A 17,462-nucleotide genomic window follows, 5' to 3' on the forward strand; every position below is an offset into this window, starting at 1 on the left:
GCAAATGTCTAAAATTGCGGCAACGGCACAGGATGTCGGCTCGTGACAACTGCGAAAATCCCGCCGCGGCGCGCGCCGGCCCGAGCTGGCAAGCACGAGCCGCGCGTTCGTGGCGCGGCGGACGGCGATGCGACGCGGCAGCGGCTGATCGAAGTGGCGCTGGACCATTTCGGCCGCCGCGGGTTCGAGGCCACCTCGACGCGCACCATCGCGCAGCAGGCCAGGGCCAACATCTCGGCGATCCTCTACCATTTCGGTGGCAAGCACGGCCTTTACATCGCCGTCGCCGAGCACATCGCCGATTTCATCGGCAGCCGCGTCGCGCCGCTGCGGATCCAGATCGAGGCGGCATTGGCGAATGGCAGCGTTGATGCCGATGGCGCCGTCAGGCTGGTGGAGGCGGCAGTCGCGCGCATGACGGCGCTGATGGCCGAGCCCCAAACCGAGGCTTTCGCCCGCTTCATCGTCCGCGAGCAGCAGGAACCGACCGAAGCCTTCGCCGTGATCTACGATCGGGTGATGGGCGTCATGCTGCCGCTGCTGCGCCACCTGGTCGCCATCGCCACGCATGACGATCCCGCAAGCGAGACGGCCGGAGTGCGCACGATCACGATCGTCGGCCAGCTCCTCGTCTTCCGGGTCGCACGCGCGGCCGTGCTGCGCCAGATGGCGTGGCAGGAGGTCGGTCCGTCGCAGGTGCAGGCGATCACCGCCATCGTCCAGCGATCGGCGCGCGCCATGCTGCTCACGGCCCGGGCGGAGAACACGACATGATGTCCTTCCTGTGCGGCTGGGCCATCGTCGCCAGCCTGTTCTCGGGGTGCAACGACGCCAGGGCGCCCGTCGTCACCGGCTACATCGAGGGTGACTACGTGTTCGTCGCGCCGGTCGAGAGTGGCCGCATTGCGCGCGTGGCGGTGCGTCGCGGCCAGCACGTGCGGGCAGGGGAGGTCCTCGCCGAGCTGGTGACTGACGACGTGGTCAACGCGCGTGCCGAGGCGGCCGGCCGGCTGAAGGAAGCCGAAGCCAAGCTGGAGAACCTGCTGGTCGGCAAGCGCCCGCAGGAGATCGCGGTCACGGAGGCGACGCTGGCGGCGGCGCGTGCCGACGCCGTCGAGGCCGAGGCCAACTATCGCCGCCAGATGGAGCTGGTCGACCGCAAGGTGGCGTCCGAAGCCGTGGCCGATCAGGCGCGCTCGCGGCGCAACCAGGCCAAGGCGCGGGTCGAGCAGATCGAGGCCGAGATCGTGGTGTCGCGGCTGGGGGCGCGGCCGCAGGAAATCGAAGCGGCGCGCCGCGCCGTCGAGGCCGCCCGCGCGGCCCTGAGCCAGACCGAATGGCGGCTTGCCGAGCGCACGCTCAAGGCGCCGTCCGATGGCCTCGTCGATGACGTCGTACGCCACATGGGCGAGACGGCTGGCCCGACCGCGCCCGTGATCTCGTTCCTGCCCGACGGCGCACGCAAGATCCGATTCTACGTGCCCGAGCCGCTTCTGGCACGGGTGCGGATCGGCGGCCGCCTGTCGTTCGGCTGCGACAGCTGCGCAGCCGGGCTGCAGGCGCGGGTCACCTATATCGCCAGCACGCCGGAGTACACGCCGCCAGTGATCTATTCGGTCGAGAGCCGGCAGAAGCTGGTGGTCCTGATCGAGGCGGCGCTGGACGGCGAGGCGGCGCGGCTGGCGCCCGGCCAGATCGTCGATGTGCATCTGGCTCCGGTCGGCGCGCCATGAGCGTCATCGCCGTCGAGGGCCTCACCAAGCGCTTCGGCACGCGCACTGTCGTGGACAACGTCTCGTTGTCGGTCGAGGAGGGCGAGATCGTCGGCTTCCTGGGGCCCAATGGCTCGGGCAAGACCACCACCATCCGCATGCTGTGCGGCCTGCTCACGCCCGACGCCGGCACCGGCACGTGCCTGGGCCACGACGTGCGCAGCGAGGCGTGGAAGATCAAGCAGGCGGTGGGCTACATGACCCAGCGCTTCTCGTTCTACGAGGACCTGACGATCGCCGAGAATCTCGACTTCGTCGCCCGCCTCTATGCGCTGCGGCCGCGGCAGGCGCATGTGGCGCGCACGCTCGACGCGCTCGGCCTGACCCATCGCCGCGATCAGCTGGCCGGCGCCCTCTCGGGCGGCTGGAAGCAGCGGCTGGCGCTGGCCGCCTGCGTGATGCACCAGCCGCGGCTGCTGCTGCTCGACGAGCCGACGGCCGGCGTCGATCCCAAGGCGCGGCGCGAGTTCTGGGACCAGATCCACACGCTGGCCGGCGACGGCGTGACGGTGCTGGTGTCGACCCACTACATGGACGAGGCCGAGCGCTGTCACCGCATCGTCTATATCTCCAGCGGCAAGGTGATCGCGCGCGGCACGGTCGAGGAGGTGGTCGCGAACTCCGGCCTGGTGACATATGTCGCGCGCGGCGGCGACCTGCACGCGCTGCAGACGCGGCTGGAGGGCGTCGACGGCATCGAGCAGGTGGCGCCCTTCGGCGCCACGCTGCACGTCGTGGGCTCGGATCTCGGCCGCCTGGAGGCTGCGATCGCGCCATACCGCACCGATCCGGCCACCGCGTGGAGCCGCGGCGAGACCAGCCTGGAGGACGTCTTCATCCAGCTCATGGCCGGAAAGGACCGGCCGTGACGGGTGAACCAAACCTTTCCTTCCCCCGGAAGGGGAAGGTGCCCGAAGGGCGGAAGGAGGATGTCAGACGAGAGCCGATGTCGGCGGGATGGATCGAGTTCGATCCCACATCCCTCTGCGCGCCATCTTCGCCCTCCGGGGCAGGGGAAGCGCATATGGCGCGACGCCGCGCTGGCGCCCTTTCTGTCATCCCGAGCGCAGCGAGGGATCTCCTGCGAATAGCGCACCGTGCGCCTTGCCGCAGGAGATCCCTCGCTGCGCTCGGGATGACAGGAGGGCCATATGCGATCGCCCTGCCCCCCGGGGGAAGGGAGGGCGCGCCATGACCCGCATCTCGCTTGCCCGTATCGGGGCGGTGCTGGTGAAGGAGCTGATCCAGATGAAGCGGGATCGGCTGACCTTCGCCATGATGCTGGGCGTGCCGCTGATGCAGCTCTTCCTGTTCGGCTTCGCCATCAACACCGATCCCAAGGACCTGCCGACGGCGCTGGCCGTGGCCGACCAGAGCCGCTTCGCCCGCACCTTGACCACGGCGCTGCAGAACTCCGGCTACTTCCGCATCACGCATGTGGTGGGCAGCCGTGCCGAGGTCGAGCGGCTGATCGCCACCGGCGCCGTGTCGTTCGCCGTCACCATCCCCGACGGCTTTGGCCGCACCCTGCTGCGTGGCCAGCGGCCGCAGCTTCTCATCGAGGCCGACGCCACCGATCCGGCGGCCGCCTCCAACGCCGTGGCCGCCGCCGTCCAGATCGGCGAGAGCGCGCTGGCACGTGATCTGATCGGCCCGCTGGCGGCGCTGAACGCCGGCCTGCCGTCGTTCGAGACGGTGGTGCATCGCCGCTACAATCCCGAAGGCATCACCCAGTACAACATCGTGCCCGGACTGCTGGGCGTGATCCTCACCCTGACCCTGGTGATGATGACGGCGGTGGCGCTGACCCGCGAGCTGGAACGCGGCACGATGGAGAACCTGCTGGCCATGCCGGTGAAGCCGATCGAGGTCATGCTCGGCAAGATCGCGCCCTATATCGGCGTCGGCTTCGTTCAGGTCGTGATCGTGCTGTCCATGGCCTGGCTGGTGTTCGACGTGCCCATGATCGGCTCGCTGGCGCTGCTGCTGGCCGTGATCCTGCTGTTCATCGCCGCCCTCACCATGCTGGGCTACACCTTCTCGACCGTGGCCCGCACCCAGATGCAGGCCCTGCAGATGTCGGTGTTCTTCTTCCTGCCTTCGCTGATGCTGTCGGGTTTCATGTTCCCGTTCCGGGGCATGCCCGGCTGGGCCCAGATGCTGGGCGAGATCATTCCGCTCACCTATTTCCTGCGCGTCGTGCGCGGCATCATGCTCAAGGGCACCGGCTGGAACGAGATCGCGCATGATGTCTGGCCGCTGGGCGTGTTCCTGCTGCTGATCGCCTTCGTCGCCCTGAAGCGCTACCGCACGACGCTCGACGCCGCCTGACCGTGCGGCGCGCGGTTCGTCATTGACAGGAGCAACCGCCTGTCCTGCATAAGGTGCGCCGGTGCAACCAGGCCGCGGGCATGTCGCACAACTTCGATCCGTTTCCGAAATATCTTCAGATCCGGGACATCATCACGCGCGAGCTGCGCGGCCTCGATGTCGGGACCAGGCTGCCGACCGAGGCCCAGCTTGCCGAGCGGTTCGCGGTCAGCCGGGAGACGATCCGCCAGGCCATCGCCACGCTCGAAGCCGACGGCATCATCACGCGGCGGCCCAGGGCCGGCACGGTGCTGGCGCGTGCGGTGCGGCCGGCGACGGACGCCCGGCTCACCGGACCGGTCGAGGATTTCGCCATGGTCGGCGTCGTCACGACGACACGGCCGGTCGGCGAGCGGCGCGCCGCCGCCGATCCCGAGCTCGCGGCGCGGCTCGACCTGCCGCCCGGCGGCAAGGTACTGGAGCTGCGCCGCCTGCGCCTGCGCGACGGCGTGCCGCTCAATCTCCTGGAGGCCTTCGTGCCGGCTTCCGTGGCGGCGTTCCTGGAGCGCCGCGACCTGCGCGAGACCCTGCTGATCCCGGTGCTGCGCGCGCGGCTGGACCCCGACATCGCCGAGGAATACCAGGAGATCGAGGCGATCACGGCCAGCGGGCTGATGGCGCGCCTGCTGGAAGTGCCTGAAGGCGCGCCGGTGCTGAGCGTGCGCCGCCGCTTTCTCGATTCGAGCAGAACACCGGTGGCCTATTTCAAGGTCCACTATCGGGCGGACCGCTACTTCTACACCATCAAGCTGCCCCAGAACCGTCGCGGCCCGGCCCGTCGGCCGCCGGCGCGGCCGCGATCGCCGGCTTAAAATCTTATTTGTATGGTCGACTTTACAAATAGGGCGATGCAGCGCTAGCTTCCGGTCGGTTCAACCCGACAAGCGGACCTTGATGCGATGGCCGATGCGCCCTGCCTGTGGCCGAACGGCGCCCAGTGCGCCGTGATGCTGACCTTCGATTTCGATGCCGAGACGATGTGGCTGTCGCGCGATCCGCTGAATGCGCGACGTCCGGCGCTGCTGTCCCAGGGCACCTACGGCGCCAAGGTCGGCGTGCCGCGGATCCTCGAGCTGCTGCGCGAGCAGGAATTGCCGGCGACGTTCTTCGTGCCCGGCTGGACCGCCGACCGTCATCCCGACAAGCTGCTCGCGATCGTTGAGGCCGGGCACGAGGTTGGGCATCACGGCTACGACCATGTCTGGCCCGACCTCGACAAGCCCGAGGAAGAGGAAGCGGAGTTCGTGCGCGGCCTCGAGGCGCTCGACCGCGTCGCGGGCATCCGGCCCAAGGGCTACCGCTGTCCGGCCGGCGAGACCACCGACCGTCTGCTGCCGCTGCTGATGAAATATGGGCTGCAGTACGACAGCTCCTACATGGATGACGTCTTTCCCTACGTGCACCGCATGCCCGATGGCAGCGACGGCCCGGTCGAGCTGCCGTGGAGCTGGTCGCTCGACGACGTGCCGTTCACGGTCTACTCGCTGCGCAACCAGCGTCCGATCCAGACGAACGAGCACATCCTGTCGATATGGAAGGCGGAGTTCCGCGAGATCTATCGCTGGGGCGGCCTGTTCGATCTCATCAACCATCCGCAGGCGATCGGCCGGCCGTCGCGGCTGGCGCTGCTGCGCGAGTTCATCGAGTATGTGCGCGGCTTCCCCAATGTCTGGTTCGCCACCGGCAGCGAGGTCGCCGCGGCCTGCCTGGCGCATCACCACGCGCGGAAGGCGGAGGCCTGAGATGCCCAACTCCGTCCGCGAGATCGCGACCAGTCCGCAACGCTTCGATGTGCTGCTGAAAGGCGGCGAGGTGGTCGATCCCGGCAGCGACCGGCGCGGCGCCTATGACGTGGCGATCGTCGGCGACCGCATCGCCGCGGTCGCACCCGATATCGCCGCGGCCCGGGCGCGTCGCGTCGTGGACGTGTCGGGCCGCATCGTGACGGCCGGCTTCATCGACATGCATGCGCATGTGTTCGACCACGGGACCGATTTCGGGCTTGATCCCGACGCGGTCGGGATCAACGCCGGATGCACGACCCTGGTCGACCAGGGCAGCGCCGGCGGCTGGACGTTCGACCCCTTCAAGGCCTTCATCATCGACCGCGCCCGCACGGAGGTGCTGTGCTTCATCTCGACGAACCTGTCCGGCACGCTGCGCGGCTGCAAGGGCGGCCCGGCCATCCAGACACCTGATTTCGTCGACGTCCGGGTGCTGGCCGATTTCGTCGAGCGCTTCCCGACCTTGATCAGGGGCATCAAGGCGCACGGCGAGTCCGGCAGCTGGTCGCGCTGGGGCGACCGCATGCTGCGCATGGCGCGCGAGGCCGGCGATCTGACGGGCCTGCCGCTGTACGTGCATACCGGCGAGCTCTGGCCGGTGGACGAGCGCAACCGGCCGGATCCCGACTCCGTGCTGGACGACGTGCTCGCGCTGGTGCGGCCGGGCGATATCCTGGCGCATGTCTATAGCGCCAAGCCCGATGGCATCCTGGGGCGACGCGCCGAGCCATCGGCCCGGTTCCTCGCGGCGCTGTCCAGCGGCGTCCTCACCGATATCGGCCATGGCGTGAACTTCAGCTTCCGTGTCGCCCGCGCGATGATGGCGGCCGGCGTCTACCCCGACACCATCGGCAGCGATGTTCACGGCGATTTCTTCTCCCATCGCAATGATGCCACCCTCGACTACAGCTTCTGCGGCACTTTCTCGAAGCTGCACGCGCTGGGGCTCGAGCTGGAGCACATCGTCGCCGCCGCGACGGTCACGCCGGCCCGGATCCTGGGCATGGAAGCCGAGATCGGCACGCTGCGCGCCGGCTCCCGCGCCGACGTCACGGTCCTGCGGCCGTTGACGGAAGCGTGGACCTACGCCGACGCCGAGGGCGAGGCCTTGCCGACGACGCTGCGCTTCGTGCCCGACATGGTCGTGCGCAAGGGCGAGGTCATCAAGTCGAACAATCGCCTGTTGCGGGATCTTTTGCCGTCGGCAGCCTGATACACAAATCTGGCACACGCATTGCTTCGTATTGGCGACGAGGATATTTGCGTGACGCAAGAAAGAGGGAGCAAGAATCATGGCCAGGACACTGAGGCGCCCCCTGGTGGCGTCGATGCTTCTTGCAGTCGGCGCCACCTTGTCCATGGCGGCGGCGCGCGCCGAGTCGGCTGACACGTTCCCGTCGAAGCCGATCACCATCATCGTCAATTTCGGCGCCGGCGGCCCGACGGATCTGCCGCCGCGGCGGATCGCGGCGTACCTGGAGAAGAAGTTCAAGCAGCCGGTCGTGGTCGAGAACCGCACGGGCGGCGCGGGCGTGGTCGGGCTGTCGGCGGTGGCGCGCGCGGCGCCCGATGGCTACACGCTGGGCACGTTCTCCGCCAGCCCGACCGTCATCGCGCCCCGCCTGCGGACCGTGCCCTACAATGCCCGCAAGGATTTCACGCCGGTGGCGCAGATCGCGGAGTATGCGATGCCGCTATGCGTGCTGCCGACCCGGCCGTGGAAATCGGTCGCCGACCTGATGGCCCACGCCCGAGCCAATCCCGGCGCCGTCACCTACAGCACGGTCGGCACGGGCAGCGGTCAGCATATCTTCATGGAGGCGCTGGCCAAGGCCGAGAAGGTGAAGCTGGCGCATGTGCCGTTCTCCGGCGGCGCCGGCGGCATCGCGGCATTGCTCGGCGGCCATGTGCAGGGCGCGCTCGATGCAGCCCTGGCCAAGCACGCCGCCACCGGCGAATGCCGCGCGCTTGCGTCCGTGGGCAGCGCCCGGCATCCGGCGCTGCCGGACGTGCCGACCTTCAAGGAGCTCGGCTACACCATCGACGCGGCGCTGTGGCTGGGGCTGGCCGGCCCGGCCGGCATGCCGCAGGCGATCGTGGACAAGCTCTCGGCCGCGATCCTCGAAGCCACCGAGGACCCGTCCTACAAGGATCTGCTGAAGCAGCTGCTGCTGGGCGACAAAACGGCCGGCAGCGCCGCCTTCCGCGCCCAGGTCGCGGCCGATGACGAGCGCATGGCCGCGATGATGAACGATCTCGGCATGACGGCCCCGAAGTGACGCTGCTGGTCACAGCGCTGCTGCTCGGGGTCGGCGTCTACGCCGCCATTGCCGCCACGCGGCTCGGCGTGTGGAGCCTGGGCGAGCCGGGCGCCGGCCTCTTTCCGCTGCTCTTCGCCGGCATGCTGGCAGGCCTGTCGGTGCTGCACCTGCTGCGCCACCTGAAGGATCGCATCTGGTCCGTCGCGGGCGGCGCCGATGCGCCGATCCTGCGATCGCGCCGCTTCGCTGCCTATGCCGGCGCGCTGACGTTGTATGTCGCCACCTTCGGCGTGCTGGGCTTCCTGATCAGCTCCATCCTGGCGTTCGGCCTTCTCATGCTGGTGGGCGAACGGGTGACCCCGGTCAGGGCGGCGGCGGTGCTCGCCGGCGCCCTGGCCACGAGCTACATCGTCCTGCAGTGGCTCCTGGGCGTGCCGCTGCCGGCCGGACCCTTCGGCTGAAATCGGCACCGCGAGGCCGCCGTGGACTTCCTGTCCAATCTGGAGCTGGGCTTCTCCGTCGCGCTGTCGGCGCACAACCTCCTGTACTGTCTGATCGGCGTGTTCCTGGGCACGGCCGTCGGCGTGCTGCCGGGCCTCGGGCCGGCGGCGACGCTGTCGCTGCTGCTGCCGATCACCTTCGGGATGCCGCCGACCTCGGCCGTCATCATGCTGGCGGGCATCTACTACGGCACCGCCTATGGCGGCTCGATCACCTCGATCCTGCTCAACATCCCCGGCGAGGCATCGTCGGTGGTGACCTGCATCGATGGCCACGAGATGGCGCGCCGCGGCCGGGCGGGTCCGGCGCTGGGCATCGCGGCCTTCGGATCGTTCATCGCCGGCACCATCGCGGTGGTGGCGATCTCCGTGGTCGGGCCGGCGGTCGCCGGCATGGCGCTGCGCTTCGGTCCGCCCGAGTACGCAGCGCTGGTCGTGCTCGGCCTGGTGCTGATCTGCTTCATGAGCGAGGCCGACATGGTGCGCGGCCTGACCATGGTGGCGCTGGGCTTGCTGCTCAGCACCATCGGCCTCGACCCGATCCTGGGCTCGGAGCGGTTCACATTCGGCAGCACCAGCCTGGCCGACGGCATCAACCTCGCGGTGCTGGCGATGGGGCTGTTCGGCGTCGCTGAGCTGCTGATGATCGCGACACGACCGCCGGAGCAGGCTGAATTCCTGCGCCAGCCCACGCGCCTGCGCGCGCTGCTGCCCAGCCGCGCCGATTGGCGTCGCAGCGCCGGCCCGATCGGGCGCGGGACGGTGATCGGCTTCATCCTCGGCCTGATCCCCGGCGGTGGCGGCATCATCGCGTCATTCGCATCCTACGTCCTGGAGAAGCGGCTCTCGCGCCGGCCGGAGGAGTTCGGCAAGGGGGCCATCGAGGGCGTGGCGGGGCCCGAGTCGGCGAACAACGCCGGCGTGCAGGCGACCTTCCTGCCGCTGCTGACCCTGGGCCTGCCGGCGAACGTCGTGCTGGCCATCATGATGGGCGCGCTGCTCGTGCACGGGATCACCCCGGGACCGCGGCTGGTGACGGACCACCCCGAGCTGTTCTGGGGAGTCGTGGCCAGCATGTATGTCGGCAATGTCCTGCTGCTGGTGCTCAACGTGCCGCTGATCGCCGTCTTCGTCAGCATGCTGCGGTTGCCCTATGCGATCCTGGCGCCGCTCATCCTGATGTTCTGCATCGTCGGCGCCTACAGCCTCAACAACAACGTCGCCGACGTCTACATGCTGGGTGTCTTCGGGCTGCTCGGCCTGGGCCTGCGGCTGGCCCGCTTCGATCCGGCGCCGCTGGTGCTCGCCTTTGCGCTCGGCCAGCTGCTGGAGCAGTCGTTGCGGCAATCCCTGCTGATGCGCCAGGGCAGCCCCGTGGTCTTCCTGGAGCGGCCGATCGCGGCATCCTTCCTGGCGCTTGCGGCGACGCTGCTGCTGGCCGCCGCATACAAGGAGCTGCGGCGGCGGGCTGCCGCATCGGTGGCAGGGGCGGCGGCATTGTAGGATGGACGCGGGGCGGCCGACGCTCCATATAGCGTCAGATCACGAGCCCGGAGCGCCGGCCATGCAGACCCGAAACCCGATCCTGGACGACATCGCCAAGGTGGCCACCGGCGCAGCCAGCGCCTTCAGCGGCCTGCGGGGCGAGATCGAGGCGCGCGTGCGCGATCAGATGGCGAAGCTGCTGGATGGCATGCACCTGCCCAGCCGCGAGGAGTTCGAGGTGGTCAAGGCCATGGCCGCCAAGGCGCGCGAGGAGAACGACGAGCTGCGGGCCCGCATCGCGGCGCTGGAGGCCAGGCTCGCCCAGGCCGGTAGCGACGCGGAGCCCTGATCGGACGGCGCCCGCAACGCAGGCACCGCTGTCATCCGGGATGATGGTGGGCCATGCTTGGACGTCATGACCGTGCGCAGGCCAGATCCGGTGTTCGGTCAGGACTCGTGACCTGTATTTTTCCCCATCCCAAATCGACAGAATCCACAGCATAGATTCTTGCGCCTGGATTCCCTGCATGGCAGGCTGCCGCTATATCGAGTGGGGCCGATACGGTCATCCACAAGATACGGGGAAATTCTAACTGTCCTGATGGTCACCTTGACCGCCGGACCGTCCGATGGGGCGGGTGGTGGTCGCCATCGGGATTCCGGGAGATCGGCTGCATGGCGTTATCGCAGCGGGAGCGTACCCGACCCAGGCCGGTCAATCCGCTGGAGCTGATCGAACAGGTCGTGCAGGCCAATGACTGGCCGTTCGACCGGACCAGCGAACGCGAGATTGCCGCCGAGGTCGCCGGCAAGTGGTGCGACTACCGGCTGTTCTTCGCCTGGCGCGATGATGTGCATGCGCTGCATTTCACGTGCGCCTTCGACGTGCGTGTCCCACCCGAGCGGCACCGTGATGTCCATGCGCTGCTGGCGATGGTGAACGAGAAGCTATGGCTGGGGCACTTCGACCTGTGGTCGGAGGAGAACCTGCCGATGTTCCGTCATTCCATCCCGCTGCGCGGCACCACGGGGCTTTCCATTGAACAGCTCGAGGATCTCGTCGACATCGCGATCGGCGAGTGCGAGCGCTTTTATCCGGCCTTCCAGTACGTGGTATGGGCCGGCAAGACCCCAGGTGAGGCGCTGACGGCGTCGATCCTGCACACCGTGGGTGAAGCCTAGGGGTTCACAAGGTCCGACGCCCCCTCACGTCGGTCGCGTAGTACGCGTGGTGTATCGCGTGGTGCGCGTAGTAGATAAGTACAAGAACGAATGTCAGCTCTCGACTCCGCGCCGGCTCCCTCCCGGCGCGGTTTCGTTTTGGGCTCAGCCGCTCGCCGGGCGGCTGCCGTGCGGCAGCTCGCCGCGCAGGCGCCGGGCGATGTCGACCAGGCGCGGGCCCCAGGTCTGCTCCAGCTTTTCCTTGGTGAGCACGAACATCGGCCCGGTGAGGTTGAGCGCCAGCGTCGTCGCGCCGTTGGGGTGCAGCAGCGGCACGCCGGCGGAATTAATGCCCTGCGTGTACTCGCCCAGCCCGAGGCAGAAGCCCTGCTCGTGCACGTCGCGGGACGCCCTCTGGATGCGGCGCTGGATGCGCGGCCAGTCGACCGGATTGGCCTGGCGGATCTGATCGAGCACGGCGGCGCGCTCGACCGCCGGCAGGCCGTGAAGGCAGGCCCAGCCCATGCTGGTCGAGATGATCGGGATGCGCATGCCGATCGACACGTTGCGATAGACGGCGGCTTCGCCGCGGGCATATTCCATGTAGACCATGCTCAGCCCGTCGCGTGAGCCCAACGCCGCGGTGCCGCCGCTCTCGCGCGCAAGCTCCTGCAGCAGGGGGCGGGCCAGCACGTGGATCTCGGTGTTGGCCAGCACCGCGAAGCCCAGCGACAGGACGCCGGGGGCGAGCTCGTACTTGCCGATGTCCTCGAGATATTTGAGGTAGCCCAGCTCCGACAGGGTGAAGGTCAGGCGCGATACCGTCGCCTTGGGCACGCCGGTCCGCTGGGCGAGCTCGGCATTGCCGAGATAGGTCTCGCTCTGACGGAACGAGCGCAGGATATCCAGCCCCCGCGCCAAGGCGGTGTTGAAGCGCGGGTCGGTCTTCTTCCTGCCGGTCTTGCCCGAAGCGGCGCTGCCGCCACCCGCGGCCTTGGCCTTGTGACGCCTGCGCACAGGCAAGGCTCCCTGTTCAGTGGACAGTCGATCCTCGATAGCCGGCCTGACCGCGCACCGTCAACGTTCCCAGGCGGCGGCGGGGCCGGGCCGGCCTACGCCTCGACCTTGCGCTCGTCCCAGCTCATGCCGAGCTCCTGGTGGGCCTTCTTGAGGTAGCGGCGGTCGAACAGGCCTTCGAAGGCGAGATCGCCCTTGCCCGGCAGCAGCCCGCCGTCCGCCAGAATCTTGCGGTAGCGCTCCACGGTCGACCGCGGCACGTCCAGCGCGTTGACGTATTCCAGCTCGCGGCCGACATAGCCGGCCCGGAAGCCGTAATACGTCTCGGTCAGGAAGTCGTCGAACTTCAGCTGCTCGCTGATGAAGCGCTTGATGTTGGCGCCGTTGTTCTTCTCGATATCCGCCTGCATGTACTGCCGGGTCTTCAGCAGGGCCTTGACGAAGCGCACCACCGTCGCCTCGTTCTGCTGCAGCCAGTCATCGCGGCCGACGATCACTTGGCTCATGTCGACCTTGACGCCGGTCATCTGGGTGCCGGTCATCAGGGTCTCGACCGGCGTCTGCTGCCGCAGCCGCACCAGCTCGGTCGAGGTGATGATCGCGGCATCGACCTCCCGGCTCATGATCGCGCCGCGCATCTGGGTGAACGGGATCGTGAGGAAGGTGACATCCTTCGGGTTGACGCCGGTGGCGGTCAGCAGGGGGCGCAGCGCCAGGTACCAGGCGGCCGAGAAGCCCGGAGTCGCAACCCGCTTGCCCTTGAGGTCGGCCAGCGTCTTGATGCCGCGGTCCTTCGGTGCGGCGAGGAAGGCTGCCTCCCACGGGTGGCCCGTGCTGTCGGTGAAGGTGTACTCGAAGCACGAGACGATCTTCAGCTTGCCGCCCAGCGCCATGAGCTGCAGGAACGATGGAATGCCGACCCCCGCCATCTGGATCTGCCCCGACGACACCAGCTGCAGCATCACGGCGCTCTCGCTGGCGTTGACGACGTCGATCTTGAGCTGCTGCGCCGCAAAGGCGTTGATGCCGTTGGCGGCGACGAACGAGGCGATCGGCGATGCCGGGCTGTAGCCGAACTTGATCGTCGTGGGCTCGGCCGGCTGCGCCCGGGCCGGCGCGAATGCCAGCGAAGGCATCGCCGCGAGCATGGTGAGCAGTGTGCGTCTGTCCATTCTTGCCTCCTTGCAGGGGATCGGCTGTGGCCGCTTGTGCGCTTGCGGTGGTCAGCCCCTCTTGTCGTCCCAGGTCAGGCCCAGCTCGCGATAGGCGCGCAGCAGGTAGCGGTAGTCGACGGTCTGGTCGAAGCTGGGTGGCGTGCGGCCTTGCAGCAGGCCCGACCCGACAAGGGTGCGGGCGTTGGTGTCGATCACGGCCCGCGGTATTTCCAGCATGTTGATGAAGTCGAGCTCGCGGCCGGCATAGCCGCCGCGGAAGCGATAGAAGGTGTCGGTCAGGAAGTCGTCGAACTTGAGCTGATCGCGGATGAAGCGCTTGATGTTGGCGCCGTCGTTCTTCTCCACGTCGTTCTGCATGTAGAGCCGCGTCTTCAGCAGCGCCCGCAGGAAGCGCACGGTGACCTCCTCGTTCTGCTGCAGCCATTCGGCGCGTGCGAACATGGCCTGGGTCAGGTCGACCTTGAGGTTGCTGAGCTGCGATCCGGTCATCAGGATGTCGACGCCCAGGCGCTGCGCGGTGCGCACGTACTCGGTCGAGGTGATGATGGCCGCGTCGACCTGGTCGAGCACGATGGCGCCGCCCATCTGCGGGTACGGCATGGTGAGGAACGTGATGTCCTTGACGTCGACATTGGCCTCTCGCAGCCGGTCGCGCAGCATCAGGTACCACGACACGTAGCTGTCGACGGCGACCCGCCGCCCCCTGAGATCCTGCAGCGACTTGATGTTGCGGTCCTTGCGCGTGATCAGGAACACGGCCTCCCACGGGTGTCCCGACTTGTCCGTGAACATGTACTCGAAGGCCGAGATCGCCTTCATCGCTGCGCCGGCGGCGATCGCCTGCTGCATCGTGGTGATGCCCACCCCGCCCATGTCGACATGCCGGGCGATCAGCGCATCGCGCAGCCCGGCCGTGTCCTGGAACCGCTGCACCTCGAGCTTGACGCCTTCCTTCGCAAAGGCATCGGTGCCGACCGCCGCGATGAACGTGCCGATCGGGGCCGAGACGTTGTATCCCAGGCGCAGCGGCAACGGTCCCGGCTGCGCCGCGACCGGCAGGACGCCCAGTCCGGCGGCCAGCGCCAGCAGCACCCCTGCGATACGTGCGATCATCGTTCCTCCCGTGTTCCTGACGCTGCGGTTCAGTCCAGCGTCTTGGCGTCGTCCCAGCGCAGGCCGAGCTCGGCATGGGCGCGCTTGAGGTAGGTGAGGTCGACGGCCAGGTCGAAGCCGGCAGGCTTGGCGCCGCGCAGCAGGCCGGCGCCCTCCAAGGTGCGGGCATAGACGTCGACGACGTGGCGCGGCACGTCGAGATCGTTCACGAACGCCAGCTCGCGACCGGCGTAGCCGGCGCGATAGCGATAGAACGTATCGGTCAGCAGATCATCGAACTTGAGCTGCTCGCGGATGAAGCGCTTGATCGTGGCGCCTTCGTTGGCGGCGATGTCCTGGCGCATGAAGGCGCGCGTGCGTAGCATCGCCTTCAGGAAGCTCACGGCTAGGGGCTGGTTCTCCCGCAGCCAGTCGTGGCGCGCCACGATCACCTGCGTGAGGTCGAGCTTCAGCCCGGTGAGCTGCGATCCGGTCATGACGACGTCGACCGGCAGGCGCTGGCCCAGGCGCACGTATTCGGTCGAGGTGATGGTGGCGACGTCCACCTGGCCCAGGGTCAGCGCGCCGGCCATCTGGGTGTAGGGCATCGACAGGAAGGTGATATCGCGCACGTCCACGCCGGCGTCGCGCAGGGCGAGGTACCAGGTCGACGACACGCCGAGGATCGCCACCTTCTTGCCCTTCAGGTCCTTCACCGAGCGGACGGCGGCATCCTTGCGCGCGATCATGAAGACCGCCTCCCAGGGATGGCCGGACGTGTCGGTGAAGGTGTATTCGAAGGCGGCGATCATGCGCAGCTTCTGCCCCAGCGAGATCGCCTGCAGGGCGCCTGCGAAGCCGATGCCGCCGAGCTGCACCTGGCGCGAGGCGATGGCATCGAGCGCCGCCGCCGGCTCGGAGAAGCGCTGCGTGTCCAGCCGGATGCCTTCGCGCGCGAAGGCATCCGTGCCGGTGGCGGCGATGTAGGTGCCGATCGGCGCCGACGGGTTGTAGGCGAACCTCACGGGTACGGCTTCCGCCTGCGCCAGCGCGGCCGGCACCGTCCCGAGCATGACCAGGGGTGCCGCCAGCAGCAGGGCGCGGCGGGCGAGGGCCGCAGCCGGCAAATCCTGCGTCACCGCTCGGCCTGCTCCTGCCAGCGGAACAGGCGGCGGCCCAGCGCCTGCAGCAGCCGGTCGGCGATGAAGCCCATGGTCGAGACCGTGAGCACGCCGGCGAACATCAGGGTCGGGTTGAACGTGCGCTGGGCGAAGATGATGAGGTAGCCGAGCCCTTCGTTGGCGGCGATCAGCTCCGAGGCCACGATCAGCAGGAAGGCCGTGAGCATGGCGGTCCTGAGGCCGGCGAAGACGAACGGCATCGCCGCCGGGAAGACCACGGTCCACATCACCTGGCGGCTGTTGGCGCCCTTGGTGCGGGCGTTCCAGATGAAATACTTGTCGACGTTCTTCACGCCGGCATAGGTGGCGATCACGATGGGAAAGAAGCAGCCCAGGAAGATCAGCGCGATCTTCGAGGCGTCGCCGATGCCCAGGAACACCATCATCAGCGGGAAGATCGCGAGCTTGGGCGTCGGGAAGATGGCCGAGATCAGCGGATCGACGAAGCTTTCGATCGCGCGCACGCGGCCCATCAGGATGCCGACCATGATGCCGACGGTGGCGCCCATCGCGAAGCCGATGGAGGCGCGGCCGAAGCTGTAGGCGATATGCACCAGCAGGTCGTGCGTGACGAACATCTCGACGTACCAGGTTTGCAGCACGTCGCTCAGCGCCGGCACGAACAGCGGGTCGAACAGGCCGATGCGCGAGCACAGCTCCCACAGCAGCAGGATCAGCGCGACCGGATAGTAGCGCGCCACGGCATGGAGCCAGCGCACGAGGCCGGCGGGCAGGGTCGGGCGGCTGGACGGCCGCGGCAGGGGCGCCGCCTGCGCGGCGCTATCGGGCTTCATTGCATCATCTCCAGCGTTTCGGCCCGGATCGACGCCCAGATGTGCCTGCGCAGCGTGCCGAACTGCGGCAGCGCACGGATCTCCTCCGCCCGCCGCGGCCGCGGCAGGTCGATGGGCACGATCTCCTTGATGCGTCCGGGCCGCGTGGCCATCACGATGACGCGATCCGACAGCAGCACGGCCTCGTCGATGCTGTGGGTCACGAACAGCACCGTCTTGCGATCGCGCTCCCACAGGCGCAGCAGCTGCTCCTGCAGCACCTCCCGCGTCAGCGCGTCGAGCGCGCCGAAAGGCTCGTCCATCAGGAAGATGCTGGGATTGCACGCCAGCATCTGGGCGATGGCGATGCGCTGCTTCATGCCGCCGGACAGCTCGCGCGGGAAGTACTCGGCGAACTCGCCCAGTCCGACGGTCTCAAGATACTGCCGCGCGATCCGCCGGCGCTCCTGCCTGGATGCGCCGCGCATCTCCGGACCGTAGGCGACATTGTCGATCACGCGGCGCCACGGGAAGATGCTGAAGTTCTGCAGCACCACGCCGCGCTCGGGCGATGGCCCCGTGACGCGCTCGTCATCGACGGTCACGGTGCCGTCGCTGGCATCGAGCAGGCCGGCCACGATGTAGAGCAGCGTGGACTTGCCACAGCCGCTGGGGCCCACGATGCTGATGAACTCGCCGCGCGTGGCCGCGAACGATACGTCCTTCAGCGCCTGGAGCTGGGCACGGCTTGCCGTCTGGAAGCGCTTGTTGACATGGTCAACCGAAATATGCGGCGCGTCCGCCTGGCCCGTCATCGTTCCACCCTGTGCCGCGCGCCGGCGGCTTTTTGTTGTGGGGTGCGAGACGGGAATCCGCGGCTCCCTCTCGCCG

General features: G+C 68.3%; 18 protein-coding genes. 12 read left to right on the plus strand and 6 right to left on the minus strand.

Annotated elements, in window-relative coordinates:
* Nucleotides 1–42: 42 nt before the first annotated feature.
* From FHP25_RS21255 to FHP25_RS21310, 12 genes are all read left to right on the plus strand, one after another.
* The gene (locus FHP25_RS21255; RefSeq protein ID WP_218578487.1) at nucleotides 43–774 is read left to right on the plus strand and encodes a CerR family C-terminal domain-containing protein; all 732 of its coding nucleotides are present in this window, start codon (nucleotides 43–45) and stop codon (nucleotides 772–774) included.
* Complete coding sequence (locus FHP25_RS21260) at nucleotides 771–1,733, plus strand: HlyD family secretion protein (protein ID WP_147848973.1); 963 nt, start codon at nucleotides 771–773, stop codon at nucleotides 1,731–1,733. The genes FHP25_RS21255 and FHP25_RS21260 overlap by 4 nt, the downstream gene beginning before the upstream one ends.
* Complete coding sequence (locus FHP25_RS21265; RefSeq protein WP_147848974.1) at nucleotides 1,730–2,641, plus strand: ABC transporter ATP-binding protein; 912 nt, start codon at nucleotides 1,730–1,732, stop codon at nucleotides 2,639–2,641. The genes FHP25_RS21260 and FHP25_RS21265 overlap by 4 nt, the downstream gene beginning before the upstream one ends.
* A 322-nt stretch (nucleotides 2,642–2,963) precedes the next feature.
* Nucleotides 2,964–4,103 (plus strand): ABC transporter permease, encoded by a 1,140-nt coding sequence (locus FHP25_RS21270; RefSeq protein WP_147848975.1) that lies wholly within the window; start codon nucleotides 2,964–2,966, stop codon nucleotides 4,101–4,103.
* 80 nt (nucleotides 4,104–4,183) lie between these two features.
* Nucleotides 4,184–4,954 (plus strand): GntR family transcriptional regulator, encoded by a 771-nt coding sequence (locus FHP25_RS21275; protein WP_147848976.1) that lies wholly within the window; start codon nucleotides 4,184–4,186, stop codon nucleotides 4,952–4,954.
* Between the two features lie 87 nt (nucleotides 4,955–5,041).
* On the plus strand, nucleotides 5,042–5,884 hold the full coding sequence (locus FHP25_RS21280; RefSeq protein ID WP_218578488.1) for a polysaccharide deacetylase family protein: 843 nt from the start codon (nucleotides 5,042–5,044) through the stop codon (nucleotides 5,882–5,884).
* Nucleotide 5,885: 1 nt separating this feature from the next.
* On the plus strand, nucleotides 5,886–7,139 hold the full coding sequence (locus FHP25_RS21285; protein ID WP_178133676.1) for an amidohydrolase family protein: 1,254 nt from the start codon (nucleotides 5,886–5,888) through the stop codon (nucleotides 7,137–7,139).
* Between the two features lie 79 nt (nucleotides 7,140–7,218).
* Nucleotides 7,219–8,205, plus strand: coding sequence for a Bug family tripartite tricarboxylate transporter substrate binding protein (locus FHP25_RS21290; RefSeq protein WP_147848978.1), 987 nt, complete (start codon nucleotides 7,219–7,221; stop codon nucleotides 8,203–8,205).
* A complete protein-coding gene (locus FHP25_RS21295; protein ID WP_147848979.1) occupies nucleotides 8,202–8,648 on the plus strand; it encodes a tripartite tricarboxylate transporter TctB family protein in 447 nt (148 codons plus the stop codon). The genes FHP25_RS21290 and FHP25_RS21295 overlap by 4 nt, the downstream gene beginning before the upstream one ends.
* Nucleotides 8,649–8,669: 21 nt before the next feature.
* Nucleotides 8,670–10,190, plus strand: a complete 1,521-nt coding sequence (locus FHP25_RS21300; protein ID WP_147848980.1) for a tripartite tricarboxylate transporter permease — start codon at nucleotides 8,670–8,672, stop codon at nucleotides 10,188–10,190.
* Between the two features lie 61 nt (nucleotides 10,191–10,251).
* Nucleotides 10,252–10,521, plus strand: a complete 270-nt coding sequence (locus tag FHP25_RS21305) for an accessory factor UbiK family protein (protein WP_147848981.1) — start codon at nucleotides 10,252–10,254, stop codon at nucleotides 10,519–10,521.
* A gap of 326 nt (nucleotides 10,522–10,847) precedes the next feature.
* Complete coding sequence (locus FHP25_RS21310) at nucleotides 10,848–11,354, plus strand: type III secretion system chaperone family protein (RefSeq protein ID WP_147848982.1); 507 nt, start codon at nucleotides 10,848–10,850, stop codon at nucleotides 11,352–11,354.
* Between the two features lie 144 nt (nucleotides 11,355–11,498).
* Here the strand turns inward: FHP25_RS21310 and FHP25_RS21315 are convergent, their stop codons facing one another.
* The 6 genes from FHP25_RS21315 to FHP25_RS21340 all read right to left on the minus strand — a co-directional run bounded on the left by FHP25_RS21315 (nucleotide 11,499) and on the right by FHP25_RS21340 (nucleotide 17,386).
* Nucleotides 11,499–12,350, minus strand: a complete 852-nt coding sequence (locus FHP25_RS21315; protein ID WP_147848983.1) for an IclR family transcriptional regulator — start codon at nucleotides 12,348–12,350, stop codon at nucleotides 11,499–11,501.
* Nucleotides 12,351–12,445: 95 nt separating this feature from the next.
* Nucleotides 12,446–13,522 carry an ABC transporter substrate-binding protein gene (locus FHP25_RS21320; RefSeq protein WP_147848984.1) on the minus strand — a complete coding sequence of 359 codons (1,077 nt, stop codon included), beginning with the start codon at nucleotides 13,520–13,522 and terminating at the stop codon, nucleotides 12,446–12,448.
* A 51-nt stretch (nucleotides 13,523–13,573) separates the two neighbouring features.
* Nucleotides 13,574–14,638, minus strand: a complete 1,065-nt coding sequence (locus FHP25_RS21325; RefSeq protein WP_147848985.1) for an ABC transporter substrate-binding protein — start codon at nucleotides 14,636–14,638, stop codon at nucleotides 13,574–13,576.
* A 29-nt stretch (nucleotides 14,639–14,667) separates the two neighbouring features.
* The gene (locus FHP25_RS21330; RefSeq protein ID WP_147848986.1) at nucleotides 14,668–15,756 is read right to left on the minus strand and encodes an ABC transporter substrate-binding protein; all 1,089 of its coding nucleotides are present in this window, start codon (nucleotides 15,754–15,756) and stop codon (nucleotides 14,668–14,670) included.
* A complete protein-coding gene (locus FHP25_RS21335; RefSeq protein WP_147848987.1) occupies nucleotides 15,753–16,592 on the minus strand; it encodes an ABC transporter permease in 840 nt (279 codons plus the stop codon). The genes FHP25_RS21330 and FHP25_RS21335 overlap by 4 nt, the downstream gene beginning before the upstream one ends.
* A complete protein-coding gene (locus FHP25_RS21340; protein WP_147848988.1) occupies nucleotides 16,589–17,386 on the minus strand; it encodes an ABC transporter ATP-binding protein in 798 nt (265 codons plus the stop codon). The genes FHP25_RS21335 and FHP25_RS21340 overlap by 4 nt, the downstream gene beginning before the upstream one ends.
* Between the last annotated feature and the right edge of the window lie 76 nt (nucleotides 17,387–17,462).

It is taken from the genome of Vineibacter terrae (assembly GCF_008039615.1).
In the GTDB taxonomy this organism is placed as follows: Bacteria; Pseudomonadota; Alphaproteobacteria; order Reyranellales; family Reyranellaceae; genus Vineibacter; species Vineibacter terrae.

Coding starts and splice junctions, on each gene's coding strand:
- FHP25_RS21260 (WP_147848973.1), top strand. CDS start 771: ATGATGTCCTTCCTGTGCGGCTGGGCCATCGTCGCCAGCCTGTTCTCG.
- FHP25_RS21265 (WP_147848974.1), top strand. CDS start 1,730: ATGAGCGTCATCGCCGTCGAGGGCCTCACCAAGCGCTTCGGCACGCGC.
- FHP25_RS21270 (WP_147848975.1), top strand. CDS start 2,964: ATGACCCGCATCTCGCTTGCCCGTATCGGGGCGGTGCTGGTGAAGGAG.
- FHP25_RS21275 (WP_147848976.1), top strand. CDS start 4,184: ATGTCGCACAACTTCGATCCGTTTCCGAAATATCTTCAGATCCGGGAC.
- FHP25_RS21280 (WP_218578488.1), top strand. CDS start 5,042: ATGGCCGATGCGCCCTGCCTGTGGCCGAACGGCGCCCAGTGCGCCGTG.
- FHP25_RS21285 (WP_178133676.1), top strand. CDS start 5,886: ATGCCCAACTCCGTCCGCGAGATCGCGACCAGTCCGCAACGCTTCGAT.
- FHP25_RS21290 (WP_147848978.1), top strand. CDS start 7,219: ATGGCCAGGACACTGAGGCGCCCCCTGGTGGCGTCGATGCTTCTTGCA.
- FHP25_RS21305 (WP_147848981.1), top strand. CDS start 10,252: ATGCAGACCCGAAACCCGATCCTGGACGACATCGCCAAGGTGGCCACC.
- FHP25_RS21310 (WP_147848982.1), top strand. CDS start 10,848: ATGGCGTTATCGCAGCGGGAGCGTACCCGACCCAGGCCGGTCAATCCG.
- FHP25_RS21320 (WP_147848984.1), bottom strand. CDS start 13,522: ATGGACAGACGCACACTGCTCACCATGCTCGCGGCGATGCCTTCGCTG.
- FHP25_RS21325 (WP_147848985.1), bottom strand. CDS start 14,638: ATGATCGCACGTATCGCAGGGGTGCTGCTGGCGCTGGCCGCCGGACTG.
- FHP25_RS21335 (WP_147848987.1), bottom strand. CDS start 16,592: ATGAAGCCCGATAGCGCCGCGCAGGCGGCGCCCCTGCCGCGGCCGTCC.
- FHP25_RS21340 (WP_147848988.1), bottom strand. CDS start 17,386: ATGACGGGCCAGGCGGACGCGCCGCATATTTCGGTTGACCATGTCAAC.